The sequence below is a fragment of the Microterricola pindariensis genome, assembly GCF_002936985.1.
GTDB lineage: Bacteria > Actinomycetota > Actinomycetes > Actinomycetales > Microbacteriaceae > Microterricola > Microterricola pindariensis.
The window spans coordinates 1-16,412 of the sequence record NZ_MPZN01000002.1; the positions used below are offsets into that span (position 1 = coordinate 1).

General features: G+C 70.5%; 13 protein-coding genes and 1 pseudogene. 8 read left to right on the forward strand and 6 right to left on the reverse strand.

The annotated features are described in order from the left end of the window. Positions 1 to 1,306: 1,306 nt before the first annotated feature. Together GY24_RS00755 and GY24_RS00760 are read right to left on the reverse strand one after the other, a co-directional pair. Positions 1,307 to 2,548 (reverse strand): annotated as a pseudogene (locus GY24_RS00755) (alpha-hydroxy acid oxidase); the annotation flags it as partial. Next, positions 2,542 to 3,252: a FadR/GntR family transcriptional regulator gene (locus tag GY24_RS00760; RefSeq protein ID WP_104473909.1), complete on the reverse strand. Its 711-nt coding sequence runs from the start codon at positions 3,250 to 3,252 to the stop codon at positions 2,542 to 2,544. The gene GY24_RS00760 and the pseudogene GY24_RS00755, both read right to left, overlap by 7 nt. 303 nt (positions 3,253 to 3,555) lie before the next feature. On the opposite strand from GY24_RS00760, the gene GY24_RS00765 reads away from it, so the two are divergent. After that, complete coding sequence (locus tag GY24_RS00765) at positions 3,556 to 5,229, forward strand: alpha/beta hydrolase (protein ID WP_104473910.1); 1,674 nt, start codon at positions 3,556 to 3,558, stop codon at positions 5,227 to 5,229. A 45-nt stretch (positions 5,230 to 5,274) separates the two neighbouring features. Here GY24_RS00765 and GY24_RS00770 read toward each other — a convergent pair whose 3' ends face one another. Then, positions 5,275 to 5,772, reverse strand: a complete 498-nt coding sequence (locus tag GY24_RS00770) for an Lrp/AsnC family transcriptional regulator (protein WP_104473911.1) — start codon at positions 5,770 to 5,772, stop codon at positions 5,275 to 5,277. 109 nt (positions 5,773 to 5,881) lie between these two features. Between GY24_RS00770 and GY24_RS00775 the strand changes: the two genes are divergently transcribed. Together GY24_RS00775 and alr are read left to right on the forward strand one after the other, a co-directional pair. Then, a complete protein-coding gene (locus GY24_RS00775) occupies positions 5,882 to 7,129 on the forward strand; it encodes an NAD(P)/FAD-dependent oxidoreductase (protein ID WP_267892597.1) in 1,248 nt (415 codons plus the stop codon). Further along, positions 7,126 to 8,301, forward strand: coding sequence for an alanine racemase (gene alr, locus GY24_RS00780; protein ID WP_104473912.1), 1,176 nt, complete (start codon positions 7,126 to 7,128; stop codon positions 8,299 to 8,301). The genes GY24_RS00775 and alr overlap by 4 nt, the downstream gene beginning before the upstream one ends. Positions 8,302 to 8,352: 51 nt before the next feature. Here the strand turns inward: alr and solA are convergent, their stop codons facing one another. Further along, positions 8,353 to 9,519, reverse strand: coding sequence for an N-methyl-L-tryptophan oxidase (solA, locus tag GY24_RS00785; protein ID WP_133161075.1), 1,167 nt, complete (start codon positions 9,517 to 9,519; stop codon positions 8,353 to 8,355). A 167-nt stretch (positions 9,520 to 9,686) separates the two neighbouring features. Between solA and clpS the strand changes: the two genes are divergently transcribed. From clpS to GY24_RS00810, 5 genes are all read left to right on the forward strand, one after another. Next, positions 9,687 to 9,977 (forward strand): ATP-dependent Clp protease adapter ClpS, encoded by a 291-nt coding sequence (clpS, locus tag GY24_RS00790; protein WP_104473914.1) that lies wholly within the window; start codon positions 9,687 to 9,689, stop codon positions 9,975 to 9,977. Further along, positions 9,974 to 10,534, forward strand: a complete 561-nt coding sequence (locus tag GY24_RS00795) for a DUF2017 family protein (protein WP_104473915.1) — start codon at positions 9,974 to 9,976, stop codon at positions 10,532 to 10,534. The genes clpS and GY24_RS00795 overlap by 4 nt, the downstream gene beginning before the upstream one ends. 127 nt (positions 10,535 to 10,661) lie before the next feature. Next, positions 10,662 to 11,393 (forward strand): ABC transporter ATP-binding protein, encoded by a 732-nt coding sequence (locus GY24_RS00800; protein WP_104473916.1) that lies wholly within the window; start codon positions 10,662 to 10,664, stop codon positions 11,391 to 11,393. Beyond that, positions 11,390 to 12,661, forward strand: a complete 1,272-nt coding sequence (locus GY24_RS00805; protein WP_104473917.1) for an ABC transporter permease — start codon at positions 11,390 to 11,392, stop codon at positions 12,659 to 12,661. The genes GY24_RS00800 and GY24_RS00805 overlap by 4 nt, the downstream gene beginning before the upstream one ends. A gap of 58 nt (positions 12,662 to 12,719) precedes the next feature. After that, entirely contained in the window at positions 12,720 to 13,394 is a 675-nt protein-coding gene (locus tag GY24_RS00810) for a TetR/AcrR family transcriptional regulator (protein ID WP_104473918.1), read from the forward strand. Between the two features lie 285 nt (positions 13,395 to 13,679). Here the strand turns inward: GY24_RS00810 and GY24_RS00815 are convergent, their stop codons facing one another. Together GY24_RS00815 and GY24_RS00820 are read right to left on the reverse strand one after the other, a co-directional pair. Beyond that, the gene (locus GY24_RS00815) at positions 13,680 to 14,540 is read right to left on the reverse strand and encodes a sugar phosphate isomerase/epimerase family protein (RefSeq protein ID WP_193953471.1); all 861 of its coding nucleotides are present in this window, start codon (positions 14,538 to 14,540) and stop codon (positions 13,680 to 13,682) included. Between the two features lie 44 nt (positions 14,541 to 14,584). Beyond that, complete coding sequence (locus GY24_RS00820) at positions 14,585 to 16,321, reverse strand: glycoside hydrolase family 3 protein (protein ID WP_104473919.1); 1,737 nt, start codon at positions 16,319 to 16,321, stop codon at positions 14,585 to 14,587. Positions 16,322 to 16,412: the final 91 nt, after the last annotated feature.

Genomic DNA, 16,412 nt, shown 5'->3' on the forward strand with positions numbered 1-16,412 from the left:
CCCTGCCAAGTAGCGCCTGCGGGCTCGACCGCCTCCCGCTTGCGCGCGCCCGCTCTCTCTCCCGTTGGCTCGGAAGCCAACGTGCGTCTCTCCCGTTGGTTGAGTAGGCGCGCTAGCGCCGTATCGGGACCCGGACGGGGCGTGAAACTGTGTCTGGCGCGGGGTCTCGATACGCTCGTTCCTCGCTACTCGACCAGCGGGGTGTGGTGTCTCCCGTTGGCTCGGGGGAGCGTCAGCGGGGTGTGGTGTCTCGCGTTTGCTCGGGGGAGCGCCAGCGACCGAGGCCGACGTGGGTCCTCTTCCGTTGGTCGAGTAGGCGCGCTAGCGCCGTATCGAGACCCTGACTCGGCGTGAAACTGTGTTTGGTGCGGGGTCTCGATACGCTCGTTCCTCGCTACTCGACCAGCGGGTTGTGGTGTCTCCCGCTGGCTCGGGGGAGCGCCAGCGCCTCTCTCCCGGTGGCTCGAGGGAGCGCCAGCGACCGAAGCCAGCATCCTCTCCCGTTGGTCGAGTAGGCGCGCCAGCGCCGTATCGAGACCCTGGCAGGGGGTGAGACTGTGTCTGGCGCGGGGTCTCGATACGCTCGTTCCTCGCTACTCGACCAGCGGGGTGTGGGGTCTCGCGGTGGCTCGGGGGAGCCTGCGACCGAAGCCGAAATCCTCTCCCGTTGGTTGAGTAGGCGCGCTAGCGCCGTATCGAGACCCTGGCAGGGCGTGAAACTGTGTGTGGTGCGGGGTCTCGATACGCTCGTTCCTCGCTACTCGACCAGCGGGGTGTGGTGTCTCGCGGTGGCTCGGGGGAGCGCCAGCGGCCGAAGCCGAAGCACGTGGGTCTCTCCCGTTGGTCGAGTAGGCGCGCCAGCGCCGTATCGAGACCCTGACAGGGCGTGAAACTGTGTGTGGTGGGGGGTCTCGATACGCTCGTTCCTTGCTACTCGATCAGCGGGGTGTGGTGTCTCCCGTTGGCTCGAGGGAGCTTGCGACCGAAGCCAACGTGCACAAACGGAGGAGGGGCGGCCCGGTTTCGTGAACCGGCCGCCCGTCCTGACGTGTTTCCTCCGCTGCTACTCGGCGGAAGCGGGCTTCTTCGCAGCTGCGGGCTTCTTGGCGACAGCGGTCTTCGGCGCAGCCTTGGCGGCAGCGGTCTGGGCGGGAGCCGCCTTGGCCGCGGCCGTCTTGGGGGCAGCTGCCTTCGCGGGCGCCGCCTTTACGGCCGCCGCCTTCGCGGCGGTCGCCTTGGGCGCCGCCGCGGCGCGCGGGGTGCGCACCGTGCGGGGCTTCGACTCGGCAGTGGCCTCTGCGGCATCCGCCACGGCACGCGGGATCGGCGCCAGGCGGGTCAGCTGGGTCACGTGCTGCGGGCCGAGCTCGGCGAGTGTGGAGACCTCGAGCAGCTTCATAGTGCGCTCGATCTCGGTGCTCAGGATCGAGATGGTCTTGTCGACGCCGCGGCGGCCGCCGGCCATCAGGCCGTAGAGGTAGGCGCGGCCGATCAGCGTGAAGTCGGCGCCGAGGGCGACGGAGGCGACGATGTCGGCGCCGGACATGATGCCGGTGTCGATCTGCACCTCCATGTCGGAGCCGATCTCGCGGGCGACGGCGGGCAGCAGGTGGAAGGGGATCGGCGCGCGGTCGAGCTGGCGGCCGCCGTGGTTGGAGAGTACGACGCCGTCCACGCCCAGATCAGCGAGCTTCTTGGCGTCCTCGACCGTCTGCACGCCCTTGACGACGAGCTTGCCCGGCCACATCGAGCGGATGGTCGCGAGGTCGTCGAAGGAGATCGTCGGGTCCATGGCGTCGTTCAGCAGCTCGCCGACGGTGCCGCCGGTGGAGGAGAGCGAGGCGAACTCGAGCTTGGGGGTGGTGAGGAAGTTGATCCACCAGGCCGGACGGGGCAGGGCGTTGATGACGGTGCCGGGGGTGAGCTGCGGCGGGATCGAGAAGCCGTTGCGCTTGTCGCGGTGGCGGGCGCCGGCGACGGGGGTGTCGACCGTGAAGAACAGGGTGTCGAAGCCGGCCGCGGCTGCGCGGCGCACGAGGTTGTAGGAGACCTCGCGATCCTTCATCACGTACAGCTGGAACCAGTTGCGGCCGTTCGGGTTGGCCGCCTTGACGTTCTCGATCGAGGTGGTGCCGAGGGTCGACAGGGTGAACGGGATGCCGGCCGCTCCGGCCGCGCCGGCGCCGGCCTCCTCGCCCTCGGTCTGCATCATGCGGGTGAAGCCGGTGGGCGCGATGCCGAACGGCAGTGCGCTCGGCCCGCCGAGCACCTCGCAGCTGGTGTCGACCACGGGCACGTTGCGCAGGATCGACGGGTGGAACTCGACGTCCTCGAACGCCTGGCGGGCGCGCTGCAGCGAGATCTCGCCCTCGGCCGAGCCCTCGGTGTAGTCAAAGGGGGCCTTCGGGGTGCGGCGCTGGGCGATGTCGCGCAGGTCGCTGATCGTCAGCGCCTTCTCCAGGCGGCGCTTGGTCGGGTTCATCGTGGGCTTCTTGAACTTCATCAGCTCGGCGAGCTCGATCGGGTTCGGGAACTGGCGTTTCACCATGGCGGCGTCTCCTGGGGGTGTGTTTCGGTGTAGTAGCCCGTGATGTGGGCATGGATTAGGGTGCTGGCGGCGGCGGCGTCGCTGGCCGTGATGGCTGCGACGATGCCGTGGTGTTCGGTGCGGAGGCGGCGCAGGGTGGCGCCCCAGTCGGCGACGGCGGGCAGGCCGGCGAGGGCGTAGCTCTCGACCGCCTCGCGCAGCCCGGCCATCATGGCGGTGACGACCTGGTTGCCGGATGCCTCGGCCAGCGCGACGTGGAACTGCGCGTCGAGGGCGAGGAACTCGGCCGGCGTGAGCGCGTCGTCGTCCATGGCCGCGAGCAGGAGTTCGGCCGCGTCGAGGGGGCCGGCGGCATCCGCGAGCCCGGCTACGATCTGCGTCTCGAGCAGCAGGCGGGTCTTCACGATGTCGGCGACGGGGAAGCCCTGGGCGGCCACCTGCAGGCGCATCAGCGCCGACATGCCGCCTTGCGGGGTCGCGATGATGATGGCGCCCGCGCTCGGCCCGCTGCCGGTCTGGGTGCGGATGAGGCCGAAGCCCTCGAGCACGCGCACGGCCTCGCGCACGCTGGAGCGGCCGACGCCGAGCTCGGTCGCGAGCGCGCGCTCCGGCGGCAGGTGGTCGCCGGGCAGCAGCTTGCCGTCGAGCAGCTCGCGCTCGATGTGGCGCAGCACGAGCTCCCAAGCGCGTGGCACGACGGGCATGGTGCTCCTCTGCGGTGAGTCCGGCTGGCTATGTTGCCGGTGTTCTGTGGTCAGACCACTGTGGTCTGACCACACAGTAGCACGCGGCATCGCGCCCGGCCGGCGCCCGGCGAAAAAACAGGAGGAGAGCGGCGCGACGCCTCCATGGAGGGGTCGCACCGCTCTGCTCCTGAGTTTTGTGAACGATGCCACCCGTGCGCTGTGGGAGGATCGGCGCGTGAGTGTGACTAAGGAACGGCAGGACCACAAAATCAAGACCGCATCCGGGGGATTCGCGCACGCCAGCGGCACGGCGGCCGCGCTGTGAGCCGATTCCGCCTGTTTGCGGGCCGCACCTGGTGGCGCCTGGATGCCGGCGGCCTCGCACTCGGCCTGGTGCTCGCCGCGCTCTCACTCACCCCCTCCCTGTTGCCGCGCCCCGCGCTGCTGCAGGGCGTGATCGCCGGCCTGAGCTTCGCCGTCGGCTATGCGGTCGGCGCCCTGCTCGTCGCGCTGCTGCGCCCGCTGGCCAGGCGCCTGATCGGCTGGCGGCCGAGCGCGGCCGTCATCCGCTGGACCTGGATCGCCGGGGCCGTCGTCGTGCTCGCCGCCGGGGCCTGGTTCGCCGTCCTGGCCGTGGCCTGGCAGAACGAGGTGCGCGCGCTCGTCGAGATGCCGCCGGTCGACGGCGTCGACATCGCCGCCTTCTACCTCGGCGCCCTCCCCGTCGCCGTGCTCTGCCTCGCCATCGGCCGCGGCATCCGCCGCCTGCACCGCGGGCTCAGCCGGCTCGTCGGCCCGTTGATCGGCGCGCTCGGCGCAGCCCTCCTGGTCGGGCTCGGCGCCTTCACCCTCGGCACCGTCGTGATGGGCGCCATCGACGGCATCTACGAGGCCCGCAACGCCGCGCCCGCCCACTGGGTCAGCGAGCCGACGAGCGAGTTCCACTCGGCCGGCGCCGACTCGCCGATGGAGTGGGAGACCCTCGGCCGGCACGGCACCGCCTTCCTCGGCGGCGGGCCGACGGCGGATGACATCGCCGAGGTCACCGGCGAGAGCGCGCTCGAGCCGATCCGCGTCTACTCCTCGCTGCACACCGCCGACAGCACCGCGGGCCGGGCGGCGCTCGCGGTGGACGAGCTCGTGCGCACGGGCGCATTCGAGCGCTCGGTGCTCGTCGTCGCCACGGCCACCGGATCCGGCTGGCTCGAGCCGCAGACGACCGACTCGCTCGAGTACCTGCACGGCGGCGACACCGCGATCGTGTCGATGCAGTACGCGTACACGCCGAGCTGGGTGTCCTTCGTGTTCGAGCCGGATGCGCCGGTCGACGCCGCCCGGGTGCTCTTCGACGCGGTGCATGCCGAGTGGCTGACGCACCCGGCATCCGAGCGCCCCAAGCTGATCAGCTACGGGCTGAGCCTCGGCGCGCACGGCAGCCAGTCGACCTTCGCCGACCTCGCCGAGGTGCGCGAGCGCACCGACGGCGCCCTGTTCGTCGGCAGCCCGAACGGCACCCCGCTCTGGCGCGAGCTGCAGGCCGCGCGGGAGTCGGGCAGCCCCGCCTGGCAGCCGGTGCTCGACGCCGGCGCCGAGGTGCGCTGGATGTCGCAGCCCGGCGACTTCGACAAACTGGCCGGCCCGTGGGGCGAGCCGCACGTCGCCTACCTGCAGCACGCCACCGACCCGGTCACCTGGCTCGGGCCCGAGCTGCTCTGGGCCGAGCCGGACTGGCTCCTGCCGGGCCAGCGCGCCGCCGACGTCAGCCCGAACATGCACTGGATCCCTGTCGTGACGGCGCTGCAGGTGGTCGTGGACATGCTGATGGGGGAGAGTGTTCCGGCCAGCCACGGCCACAACTACGGCGACGTCGTGCTCGACGGCTGGGCGGCCGTCACCGGCGACGGGGGGCTCGACGCGGCCGCGATCGAGCGCATCCGCGCCGTCATCGCCGAGTACGCCGCCGTGCGGCCGGTCGGCAGCTCGGTCGGCGAGTAGGCGCGGCGCGCCGGATGCCGGGAGCCGCCGCCCGCGGCGGCGGGCTCAGCGGCGCGGGGCCTGGTACTCGAAGATCACGCTCGTGCTGGTGCCGGCCACCTCGGGGCGCACGCTCAGCGTGTCGGCCACGAGCGTGCGCAGCGCCTCGGAATCGCGCACGGCGACGTGCAGGAGGAAATCCCGGTCGCCGGTGACGAAGAACACGCCCTCCACGGCGCTCAGCGAGCTGAGGTACTGCGAGAAGGCGTTCAGCTGCGGGCGCGCGTGCGAGTGCAGCCGCACCGAGATCAGTGCCTGCAGGCCGCGGCCGAGGGCGGCCGGGTCGATGTCGGCGTGGAAGCCGCGGATGACGCCGCGCTCCCGCAGCGAGCGGATGCGGGCCAGGCAGGTGGACGGGGCGATGCCGACCGCCTCGGCGATGGCCGTGTTCGGCATCCGGGCGTCCTGCTGCAGGAGTCTGAGGATCAGCCGGTCGACGTCGTCGAGGCGAACAATGTTTGCTTCGTCCGCCTCGGGACGTGCTGATTCCGAATAAGTGACCATGCATGGCATGCTATTCCGCCGATCGTGCGAAAGAGAAGGCTCCCGGCTGAATATTTGGCCAAGATGGCAGCTGAGGCCGTCACCGTGGACGGCGCGAAATGGAGTTGCCGTGCCCGTGAATTCGCCCGCCCCGCGTCGAGTCGTCATCGTCGGAGCCGGAATGGTCGGCCTCGCCACCGCGTGGCACCTGCAGGAGCATGGCGTCGAGGTCACCGTGCTCGAGCGGGAAGGCGTCGCCGCCGGGGCATCGTGGGGCAACGCCGGCTGGCTGGCGCCCGGCATGGCGATGCCGCTCTCCGATCCCAGCCTCTGGGCGTATGGGCCCCGCGCCATGCTCGACCCGGCCGCGCCGCTCTCGATCCCGCTGCGCATCGACCCCACACTCTGGTCGTTCCTGACCCGTTTCATCTCCCGGGCCACCAACCGGGCCTGGGCCCAGACCATGGACGCCCTGACCGGGATCGACCTGCTCGCCCTCGAGGCCTTCGACGAGCTCGTCGCCGGCGGGGTGCAGGCCGAGACGAAGGAGCAGCCGTTCATCATCGGCTTCGAGAAGGAGGAGCAGAGCCGCCACTTCCGGCACGAGATGGAGCTGGTCGAGCGGGCCGGCCAGTCGGTTCCGCTGACGACCGTGGAGAACCCGCGCCAGCTCGTGCCCCAGCTCACCGACGCCGTCCAGACGGTGCTCGCCCTCGGCGGGCAGCGCTTCATGGCGCCCGGCGACTTCGTCGAGGCGCTCGCCCAGTCGGTGCGCGAGCGCGGCGGCACCATCGACACCACCGCGAGCGTCACCCGGGCGACGCGCCGCGGCAACGGGGTCGTCGCGGAGCTGGGCGATGGCCGCAGCGTGGATGCCGACGCCATCGTGCTGGCGAACGGGGCGTGGCTGCCCGGGCTCGCCCGCGAGCACGGCGTGCGCACCCTGGTGCAGGCCGGCCGCGGCTACTCCTTCAGCGTCGCGACCGATCAGCCCGCCGAGTACCCCATCTACTTCCCGAACCGGCGCGTGGCCTGCACGCCGTTCCACGGCCGCCTGCGCATCGCCGGCACCATGGAGTTCCGCCGGCCGGACGAACCGCTGCGCGCCCGCCGGATCGACGACATCGTCAACTCGGTGCGCCCGCTGTTCACGAACATGGACCTCGACGACCGGCAGGACGAGTGGGTCGGCTCCCGCCCGGTCACCCCGGACGGCCTGCCGCTTGTCGGGGCGACGGCGACGCCCGGAATCTACGCCGCCGGCGGCCACGGCATGTGGGGGATCGTGCTCGGCCCGGCCACCGGCAAACTGCTGGCCCAACAGATGATGACCGGCGTCGTGGCGCCGCAGATCGCCCCGTTCGACCCGCTGCGATGAGCGACGGGCCCGGGCTCGTGGCGCGGCCGGCGGGCGAGCCCGAGCCCGCTGTGCTGGCGACGATCGACCTCGCCGCGATCCGGCACAACGTGGGGCTGCTGCGCGAGCGCGCCGGGGGAGCGGCGGTGATGGTGGTCGTGAAGGCCGACGGCTACGGCCACGGCGCCGCCGCGTGCGCCACGGCCGCCCTGCAGGCCGGCGCCAGCGAGATCGGGGTGGCGACGATCGATGAGGCGCTCGCGCTGCGCCGAGCCGGCATCCGCGCCCCGATCCTGGCCTGGCTGCACGCCCCTGAGGCTCAGTTCCTGGAGGCGCAGTTCCGGGAGGCGCTCGAGGCCGACATCGCGCTGGGCGTCTCGTCGATCGCGCAGGCCAGGGCGGTGCGCGTGATCGCCGCGACCCGGGCGCGCCCCGTGCGGGTCGACCTCAAGCTCGACACCGGGCTCGCCCGCAACGGCGCCCCGCCCGCCGAGTGGGCGCCGGTCATGCGCGAGCTCGCGGCGGCCGAACGGGAGAGCGGCCTGCGCGTGCGCGGCCTGTTCTCGCACCTCGCCTGCGCCGACGAGCCGCGGCACCCGCTGAGCGATGTGCAGGCCGCCCGGTTCCGCGAGGGCATTGCGCTCGCCCGTCGCATCGGGCTCACCCCGAGCGTCAACCACCTGGCCAACTCGGCGGCCGCGCTCACCCGGCCCGACCTCGCCTTCGACATGGTGCGGGCAGGGATCGCCAGCTACGGCCTCACACCCATCCCGGCGCTCGGCGGCCTCGGCCTGCGCCCCGCCCTCGCGCTCCGGGCGCGGATCGCGCTCACCAAGCGCATCGGCGCGGGCGACGGCGTCTCCTACGGCCACGCCTGGGCGGCCGAGCGGGCCGGCACCGTGGCGCTCGTGCCGATGGGCTACGCCGACGGCCTGCCGCGCGCGCTGTCCGGCCGCTTCTCCGTGAGGATCGGCGGGCACCGCTACCCCGCGGTCGGCCGCATCTGCATGGACCAGTTCCTGGTGGACCTCGGCGACAACCCCGACGGCGTCCGTGCGGGCGACATGGCCGCCCTCATCGGGCCGACACCGCTCGACACCACCCTGCAGGACTGGGCCGACGAGCTTGGCACCATCACGTACGAGCTCGCGACCCTGCTGCGCGGCCGCACCGCGCGGGCCCACACCGGGTAGGCCGGCGCGCCGCCCCGGCCGAGCGCCCGGGCAAGCGCCCCGGCCGAGCGCCTAGGCGAAGCGGGCCGGGTCGATGAAGGCGGTGTCGACGAGCTGCGGCTCGTCGAGGGCGAAGCGGGCCAGGATCTCGCCGAGCGCCGGGCCGTGCTTGAAGGCGTGGCCGCTGTCGCCGCCGCCGACGATCACGCGCGGATGCCGGGGCGACGGGCCCACGACGAACTGGTCGTCCGGCGAGATCGTCACCATGCACGGGTCGACGCGGGCCGGCAACGGCTCGATGCCGGGCACGGCCCGGCCGAGCAGCTCCGAGACCTGCCGCCAGTCGGCCGGCTTCACGCCGCGGTCCAGCTCGTCCGGGTCGATGCGCACCCGCTCCTGCCAGATGTCGCCGATGCCGGCCTTCAGCAGCGCGCCCTTCTCCGGGCCGGCCGCCGCGCCCACCGAGCCGTGCCCCCAGAGCACCTCGCTCTCGCTCAGCTGGCGCACGAACACGGGCAGGTTCTCGAGGCCGAAGTCCGCGGCATCCGCGGGCTCGGCCGGCTCGAACCAGGTCATCGGCGTGCGGATCGGCTGCAGGCTGACCCACGGCAGCTCGGCCGCCAACCAGGCGCCCTGGGCCAGGATCACCCGGTCGGCCAGCCACTGGCCGCTCGCCGTGCGGATCACGACGCCGTCCTCGCCCGGCTCGATCGCCAGCACGCGGGTGTTCTCGAGCACCGTGGCGCCGAGCGCGCGCGCCCGCTCGACGGCGGCGCGGATGGTCGGCTCGGGGAACGCGACGCCTGCCCCGGGGTCGAGCACCGCGACATCCGTCGGGGCCAGCCCGGCCAGCAGCGGGAACCGCGTGGCCAGCTCGGCGGCGTCCAGCTCCTCCAGCTGCAGGCCGTGTACGGATGCCGCGGCCCGCGTGCCCGCGATCACGTCGGAATCGGGAGCGCCCAGCATCACGCCGCCGGTGATGCGCAGCAGCTCCTGGCCGCTCAGATCCTCCAGCTCGCGGAACAGCCGCTTGGAGAGCTGCGCGATCGGCGTCAGGTCGGGGTGCTCCAGGCAGGCCTCGCGGAACAGCCGGGTGACGCCGTGCGAGGAACCGAGCGGGTGTGAGACCTGGAACTGCTCGAACCCGACGACGCTCACCCCGCGCTCGGCGAGCCGCCACAGTGCGTTGGCCCCCATCGCTCCGAGGCCGACAACTGCAACATTCACGCGTTCACTCACCCATCGACGCTAGCAACCGTCGCGTTTCCGGCGCTGTGCGCGCGTCTCGAATCGTCATCGACCCGGCGTGGCTGGCGCTCTGACACGGTTCACAAGCCCGGAAATCAGCCAGAGCTGCTGACTCGCCGGAGGGATCGGGCCGCGGGTTGCGTGGGAGACTGGAGGGGATGTCGAAACTGTTGGAATCTACTGACACCGTCAGTGATGTGGCGGCGCGCTTCGCGACGCCGTGGCTTGTGCTCGTCTGGGATGACCCGGTGAACCTGATGAGTTACGTGAGCTACGTGTTCCGCAGCTACTTCGGCTTCAGCCGCGCGAAGGCCGAGCGCCTCATGCTGCAGGTGCACACCGAGGGCAAGGCGGCCGTCGCAAGCGGCAACCGCGAGCAGATGGAGCGGCACGTCGAGGCGCTGCACGGTTACGGGCTGCAGGCCACCCTGACGAAGGCCGACGCATGAGCCGCATCGTGGCCGCCGCCAGCCGCACCGACCTGTTGGCCTCCGGCGGCACCCGCGCCGTGCTGCTGCAGCTGGACGGCGACGAGGCCGACGCCCTGGCCTCTCTCGCCGGGCAGGTCGAGACGCTGCTCAGCGAGTCCGATCCCGCCTCGCCGGGCCTCACCCGGTTGTTCCCCGTCGCCTACAGCGACGACACCTCGGCCGCGGCCGAGTTCGCCCGCTACACCCGGCCCGAGCTGCAGAAGCGCAAGATCGACGCGGCCGTCACGGTGCGCGAAGCCGTCGAGGCGGCATCCGCCCTCGGCATCGACGACCCGCACTACGGCCACAACATCGAGATCCCGCCCGCCGCGCTCGTGGCCTGGCTGACCTTCCTCACCGACCTGCGCCTGGTGCTCGCCGACTCCATCGGGGTCGCCGATGACGGCTCGATCCCGGATGCCGGGGCCGGGGCCGACGAGCTCGCCGAGCTGCGCGAGCTGCAGCAGGGCGTCTACGACTGGGCGGCGTTCCTGCAGGACTCGCTGATCGGCGCGGTCGAGGCCGACCTGCCGTAGCCCGACGGCGAGGAGCCGGAGACCGGCTCGGAGTAGCGGCCCGGGCCGCCGCAGCGCCTACGACGCGTCATCCGACCCAAGTGTGCAGTAACTGCAAGTATTCAGGTTCTGCACATAACCTCGGTCCATGACCGAACTGATTCTGCAAGCCACGGACATCGGCAAGTCCTACGGACACGGCGACGGCCGCTTCGACGCCCTCAAAGGCGTCAGCCTCGACGTGCGCAGAGGGGAGTCGGTGGCCATCGTCGGCAAGAGCGGATCGGGCAAGTCGACTCTGATGCACCTGCTCGCCCTGCTCGACGAGCCCGACCGCGGTACGATCCGCGTCGGCGGCGTCGACGCCCAGCAGCTCAAGCCGCGCGCGCTGAACAAGCTGCGCAACAAGGACTTCGGCTTCGTGTTCCAGCAGTTCTTCCTCACCCCGAACGCCACGGTGCTCGACAACGTCACGCTGCCGCTGATGATCGCCGGCGTCGGCCCGCGCGAGCGCAAGGCGCGCGGCATGGCGGTGCTGGAGCAGATGGAGCTGGCCGACAAGGCCAAGAACAAGGCGACGAACCTCTCCGGCGGCCAGAAGCAGCGCGCCGTCATTGCGCGCGCCCTGGTCAACAACCCCTCGGTGATCTTCGCCGACGAGCCGACCGGAAACCTCGACTCCGCCACCGGCGCCGTCGTCGAGGACATCCTGTTCGAGCTGAACAAGACGCAGGGAATCACGCTCATCATCGTCACCCACGACCGCGAGCTGGCCGCCCGCTGCGACCGCCAGTTCTTCATCAAGGACGGGCTCGAGGCGGTTCCGGATGCCGCGGCATCCGTCGCCCCCGCCAACTCGGCAGCAGGAGCCAACGCATGAACCCCCTCGACGTTCTGAAGTCCGCCGTCTCCAACACCTTCCGCAATAAGGTGCGCACGCTGCTCACCGTCATCGCGATCTTCATCGGCGCGTTCACGCTCACGATCACGAGCGCCATCGGTGCCGGCGTCTCCAGCTACATCGACGCCCAGATCTCCTCGATCGGCGGCGACTCCATGCTCACCGTCTCCTCGGCCCCGGATGCCGCGCCCGCCGGCGACGGCCCGACGCCCTATGACCCGGACAAGCAGGCCACCGCCAGCGGGATGTCGCTGCTCAGCGAGGACGACGTGACCGCGATCGCCGCCGTCGACGGCATCGCCGACGTGCAGCCCGCCGTCATGCTCTCGCCCGACTTCATCGAGTTCGATGGCAACGGCAAGTTCGAGATCGCCGTCAACCCGATGGCCGGCATCGCCACCATCGACCTCGCCGCCGGCGCGCAGCTGGAGAACGGCGCCGGTCAGAACCAGATCCTGCTGCCGGCCAGCTACGTCGACGGCCTCGGCTTCGCCGACGCCGAGTCGGCGATCGGGCAGCCCGTCACGCTCGCCATCTCCGACTACGAGGGCACCCAGCACACCGTCGAGGCGGTCGTGCAGGGCGTGCAGAACGACTCGCTGTTCGCCTCAGGGGCCGGCCTGAACGCCGACCTGCGCGACGAGCTCGACGCCCTCAAGCAGACCGCCAAGCCCGCCGCCGTGCCGAGCGGCTACGTGATGGCGATCGCCTTCCTGGCCGACGGCACCACGCCGGCGCAGCTCGACGACATCCAGGCCGCGCTCACCGAGCAGGGCCTGCTGGGGATGACGGTCACCGACCAGATCGGCGCCATCCAGGACGTCATCAACGGCATCATCGGCGTGCTCAACGCCTTCGCCGTGATCGCCCTCATCGCGGCCGGCTTCGGCATCATCAACACGCTGCTGATGAGCGTGCAGGAGCGCACCCGCGAGATCGGCCTCATGAAGGCCATGGGCATGGGCGGCGGCAAGATCTTCGCCCTGTTCAGCTTCGAGGCGATCTTCATCGGCCTGCTCGGATCGGCGCTCGGCGCCGCCGTCGCGATCGGGCTCGGCTCCGGCCTCAGCAGCGCGCTCTCGGCGACGGTGCTCTCCGGACTGCCCGGCCTGACGATCATGCTGTTCACCCCGGCATCCATCGCCACGATCATCGGCATCGTCATGGCGATCGCCTTCCTGGCCGGCACCCTGCCGGCCCGGCGCGCGGCCAAGCAGAACCCGATCGACGCGCTGCGCTACGAGTAATCCCGGCCAATCACGCCGAAGAGGCGCGATTCGGCCGGAGCTGCGGTAGGAAGGATCCATGGTCGAGGAGCGCCCCGAGCAACACCCCGAGCAACACCCCGAGCAACAGCCGGGCAACCCGGACGGGCTGCGCGCCCGCAAGCGCGCGGCCACCCGGGCGGCCATTGAGGAGGCGGCGCTCGCGCTCTCGCTCGAGCACGGCTACGACAACGTGACCGTCGACATGATCTGCGCGGCGAGCATGATCTCCCAGCGCACCTTCTTCAACTACTTCGGGTCGAAGGAGGGCTTCGCCAAGGGCCTGATCCCGGCCGCGATCACGGATGCCGACGCCGAGCGCTTCCTCGCCGACCGCTCCGACGACGTGCTGGGCGCGCTCGCGCAGCGGATGGCGCACGCGCTCATGGGCGGCGCCGGCGACAGCGCCTGGTTCGAGGCGCGCGTGCGCGTGTTCCAGAGCTCGAGCGAGCTCACCGGCAAGTGGATGGAGTGGCTGGCCGACCAGGAGCAGCTCCTGGTCGATCTGGTGCTCGCGCGGTTCGCCGCCGACGGCCGCACCACGGCCGCGGACCCCGAGCTCGTCGACGAGGCCAAGATGGTCGTCTCGCTGGCCATCGGGGTGCTCCGGTTCACCATGCAGCAGCGCCAGGCGCTGGGTGCTTCTGCCCCGCCCCTCGAGGAGACCGTGCGACACGCGACGGCGCTGATCGGGCGGATCGCCGGCCGCGCCTGATCTCGACCGGCTCACTCGGCGGGGCACCGCTTCAGCCACGTGAGCTCGAGGGAGCCTGCGACCGAAGCCACACCCACGTGAGCTCGAGGGAGCCTGCGACCGAAGCCACACCCACGTTGGCTCGAGGGAGCCTGCGACCGAAGCCACACCCACGTTGGCTCGAGGGAGCCTGCGACCGAAGCCAGCGCTGTGCAGAACACAGGACGAGAGCAGGGCGACCGCCGCAGGACGGCCCCGCCCCGCTCTCCTCCTGTCTGTGGCGCTGCTCCGAGAAGACGCTGCCGGCTAGAAGAGGTGCGCGTAGCCCAGGGCCACCAGGTTGTCGTAGGAGGTCTGCAGGCACTCGAGCGGCGTGCGGCCGTACTGCTCGTCCTGCTCGACGAGCAGGTACTGGGCGCCGATGGCCAGGCTCTGCTCGATGATTGCGGTGAAGTCGAGGTTGCCCTCGCCCACCTCGGCGAACTGCACGACGCCGGTGAACGCGCTCATGAAGCCGGGGAAGTCGCCCTGGGCCAGGAGCCCGAAAGCCTCGGCCGGGATCTGGCCGATGCGGTAGTCCTTGAGGTGCACCATGGCGACGCGCTCGTCGTACTTCGCGAGCGTCTTCACCGGGTCGAGCCCGCCGCGTTGCACCCAGTGCACATCGACCTCGAGGCCCATCAGCGGCGCCCGGTCGGCGATGATGTCGAGCAGGTAGCGCCCGTCGTACTTCGCGAACTCGATGTGGTGGTTGTGGTAGTACAAACCGATGCCCTGCTCCCGCAGCCGGGCGGCCATCTCATTGCTGTTGTCGGCGAACTCAAGCACCTTGTCGAGCGAGGCCATCGCGTCGAACGGCAGCATGCCCATCCGGACCATCGTCGAGCCGAGCGCCTTCGCATCGTCGACGATCTTGTCGAAGTCGCTCGTGAGTGACTCGCCTGGCATGCCGGGCATCCCGGTGAGCGGCGCAGAGAGGGCGGCGATGTCCATGCCGAGCTCGGTGCGCGCGCGCTGCAGCTCGGCCACGTTCTCCGCGGTCATCGGGATCTGCGAGATCTCAACGGCGTGGTACCCGATCTCGCTCACCTGGCGCAGGGTCTCGAACGGCCCCACCGCCGCAAAATTGTCTTTCAGCATCATGGCCTGTACGCCGATTTTCGTCATTGAACTCTCCTCGTGCTTGTCGATGTGTGCTGCGGATGCGACGGCTAGAGGCGGGTGCCCCAGGTGTCGCACCAGACGTTGTCGTTGAACGTGCCCTGGAACGCGCTGGCCCCGATGATCTTCTGCACCGATGCGTGGATCGCCTCGCGGCTCGGGGCGTGCGCGTGGATCATGGTCTTCACCATCGGCACGTCGATCAGGTGGTTCGGCTGGAACAGCGACACGAACACGGTCGGCACCTCGGTCACGTACCAGGGGATCTCCGCCGCCATCGGGGTGGACCAGCGGATGCGGATGCTGGCCTCCTGGGCGAAGCCAGCGACATTGGCAAACACGATGGCCGCGTCGTACTCCTCGGAGTAGCGCTCGTTGGCCTCTTCGCTCATCACGGTGTGGAAGTACACGTGCTCCTCGCCCTCGGCGGCCCGCTGCAGGGCGTTCTTGAAGACGTGCACCTCGAAGCCGACCGCCTCGAGCTCCTCCTTGGCCATGTCGATGAATCCGCTCGGGTCGACCCCGGTGAAGTCGGCCTGGCCGGAGACGCCATACAGACGGATGCGGCGATGCGTCGCCGGGTCCAGGGGCAGGTTTCCCTGGGTGTCCTTGACCAGCGTGACGGTCTTGTCGGCGATGTCGGCGGCAATCGCGTGGTGCTCGGGGCTGCCGATCACGCTGAGTGCCTCGGGGCCGGGCACCAGCTGCTCGCGCGGGGTGGTGTGCAGGCCGAGTGTCGCCTTCAGGCCGAGGATGCGCTCGAGCGCCTCCTGCAGGCGCTGCTCGGTGATCACGCCGGAACGGTAGCCGTCCAGCATGTAGCGCAGGTCCTCCTCCGGATCGCGGAAGAACAGGAACATGTCGCAGCCGGCCGCGATCGAGGCCGGGACGGCGTCGCGCCGCGGCATCGCCTGGGTCATTCCGACCATCATCGACGCGTCGGTCAGGATCAGGCCGTTGAAGCCGAGCTCGTCGCGCAGCAGGTCCTGCAGCAGTTCCGGGGCAAGGGTCGCCGGCATGATCTCCGCATCGGTCATTCCGGGGCGGAAGTGCTTCGACAGCTCGGGGGCTCCGATGTGGCCGATCATGATCGACTGCACGCCGTGCTGGATCAGCTCGCGGTAGACCCGGCCGAAGGTGTCGGTCCACTCCTCGTAGCCGAGGGTGTTGTAGGTGGTGACGACGTGCTGGTCGCGCTCGTCGATTCCGTCGCCCGGGAAGTGCTTCATGGCGGCGACCGAGTTCGACTCGCTCAAACCGTCGAAGTACTCCTTGGCCCGCTCGATCACCACGTCGGGGGTGTTTCCGAACGACCGGGTGCTGATCACCGTGTTGCGCCAGTTGTAGTGGATGTCGACGATGGGCGCGAACGCCCAGTTGCAGCCGAGCGCCGCGGTCTCCCGGCCGGCCACCCGGCCCATGTCGCGGGCGATGGACTTGTCCGGGTTCGATCCGGCGCTCAAGTGCGTGGCAACCAGGGTGCCGTCGTCGATCGAGCCGAAGCCGCCCATCTCGGGGTTGGACGCCACCAACAGCGGCACCTTCGCCTGGGACTGCGCGTAGCGGATGTGATCCTGCACCGTGCTCGATCCGGCTCCCATGTAGCGGATGCCGCCCACCTTGTACTCGCCGACGACGCGGTCCAGGTACTCCGGCGTGAACGACGTGTTCAGGTTGATGAACAGCTGGCCGATCTTCTCCTCGAGCGTCAGCGAGTCGATGGTGTCGCGCACCCAGGTGATGGCCTGCTCGTCGAGATTGAACGGTTGGGCGCTGAGGTCGACCATGGTCACATCCTTGTGTGGGAGCTGCAGAAAATTGGTGGTGATAGCACCATGTCACACCATCGCTGGGAGTTTTGTCAATCGGTTGCCAAAA

Coding starts and splice junctions, on each gene's coding strand:
- GY24_RS00760 (WP_104473909.1), bottom strand. CDS start 3,252: ATGCCCGTCGTGCCACGCGCTTGGGAGCTCGTGCTGCGCCACATCGAG.
- GY24_RS00770 (WP_104473911.1), bottom strand. CDS start 5,772: ATGGTCACTTATTCGGAATCAGCACGTCCCGAGGCGGACGAAGCAAAC.
- alr (WP_104473912.1), top strand. CDS start 7,126: ATGAGCGACGGGCCCGGGCTCGTGGCGCGGCCGGCGGGCGAGCCCGAG.
- clpS (WP_104473914.1), top strand. CDS start 9,687: ATGTCGAAACTGTTGGAATCTACTGACACCGTCAGTGATGTGGCGGCG.
- GY24_RS00795 (WP_104473915.1), top strand. CDS start 9,974: ATGAGCCGCATCGTGGCCGCCGCCAGCCGCACCGACCTGTTGGCCTCC.
- GY24_RS00800 (WP_104473916.1), top strand. CDS start 10,662: ATGACCGAACTGATTCTGCAAGCCACGGACATCGGCAAGTCCTACGGA.
- GY24_RS00805 (WP_104473917.1), top strand. CDS start 11,390: ATGAACCCCCTCGACGTTCTGAAGTCCGCCGTCTCCAACACCTTCCGC.
- GY24_RS00810 (WP_104473918.1), top strand. CDS start 12,720: ATGGTCGAGGAGCGCCCCGAGCAACACCCCGAGCAACACCCCGAGCAA.
- GY24_RS00815 (WP_193953471.1), bottom strand. CDS start 14,540: ATGACGAAAATCGGCGTACAGGCCATGATGCTGAAAGACAATTTTGCG.
- GY24_RS00820 (WP_104473919.1), bottom strand. CDS start 16,321: ATGGTCGACCTCAGCGCCCAACCGTTCAATCTCGACGAGCAGGCCATC.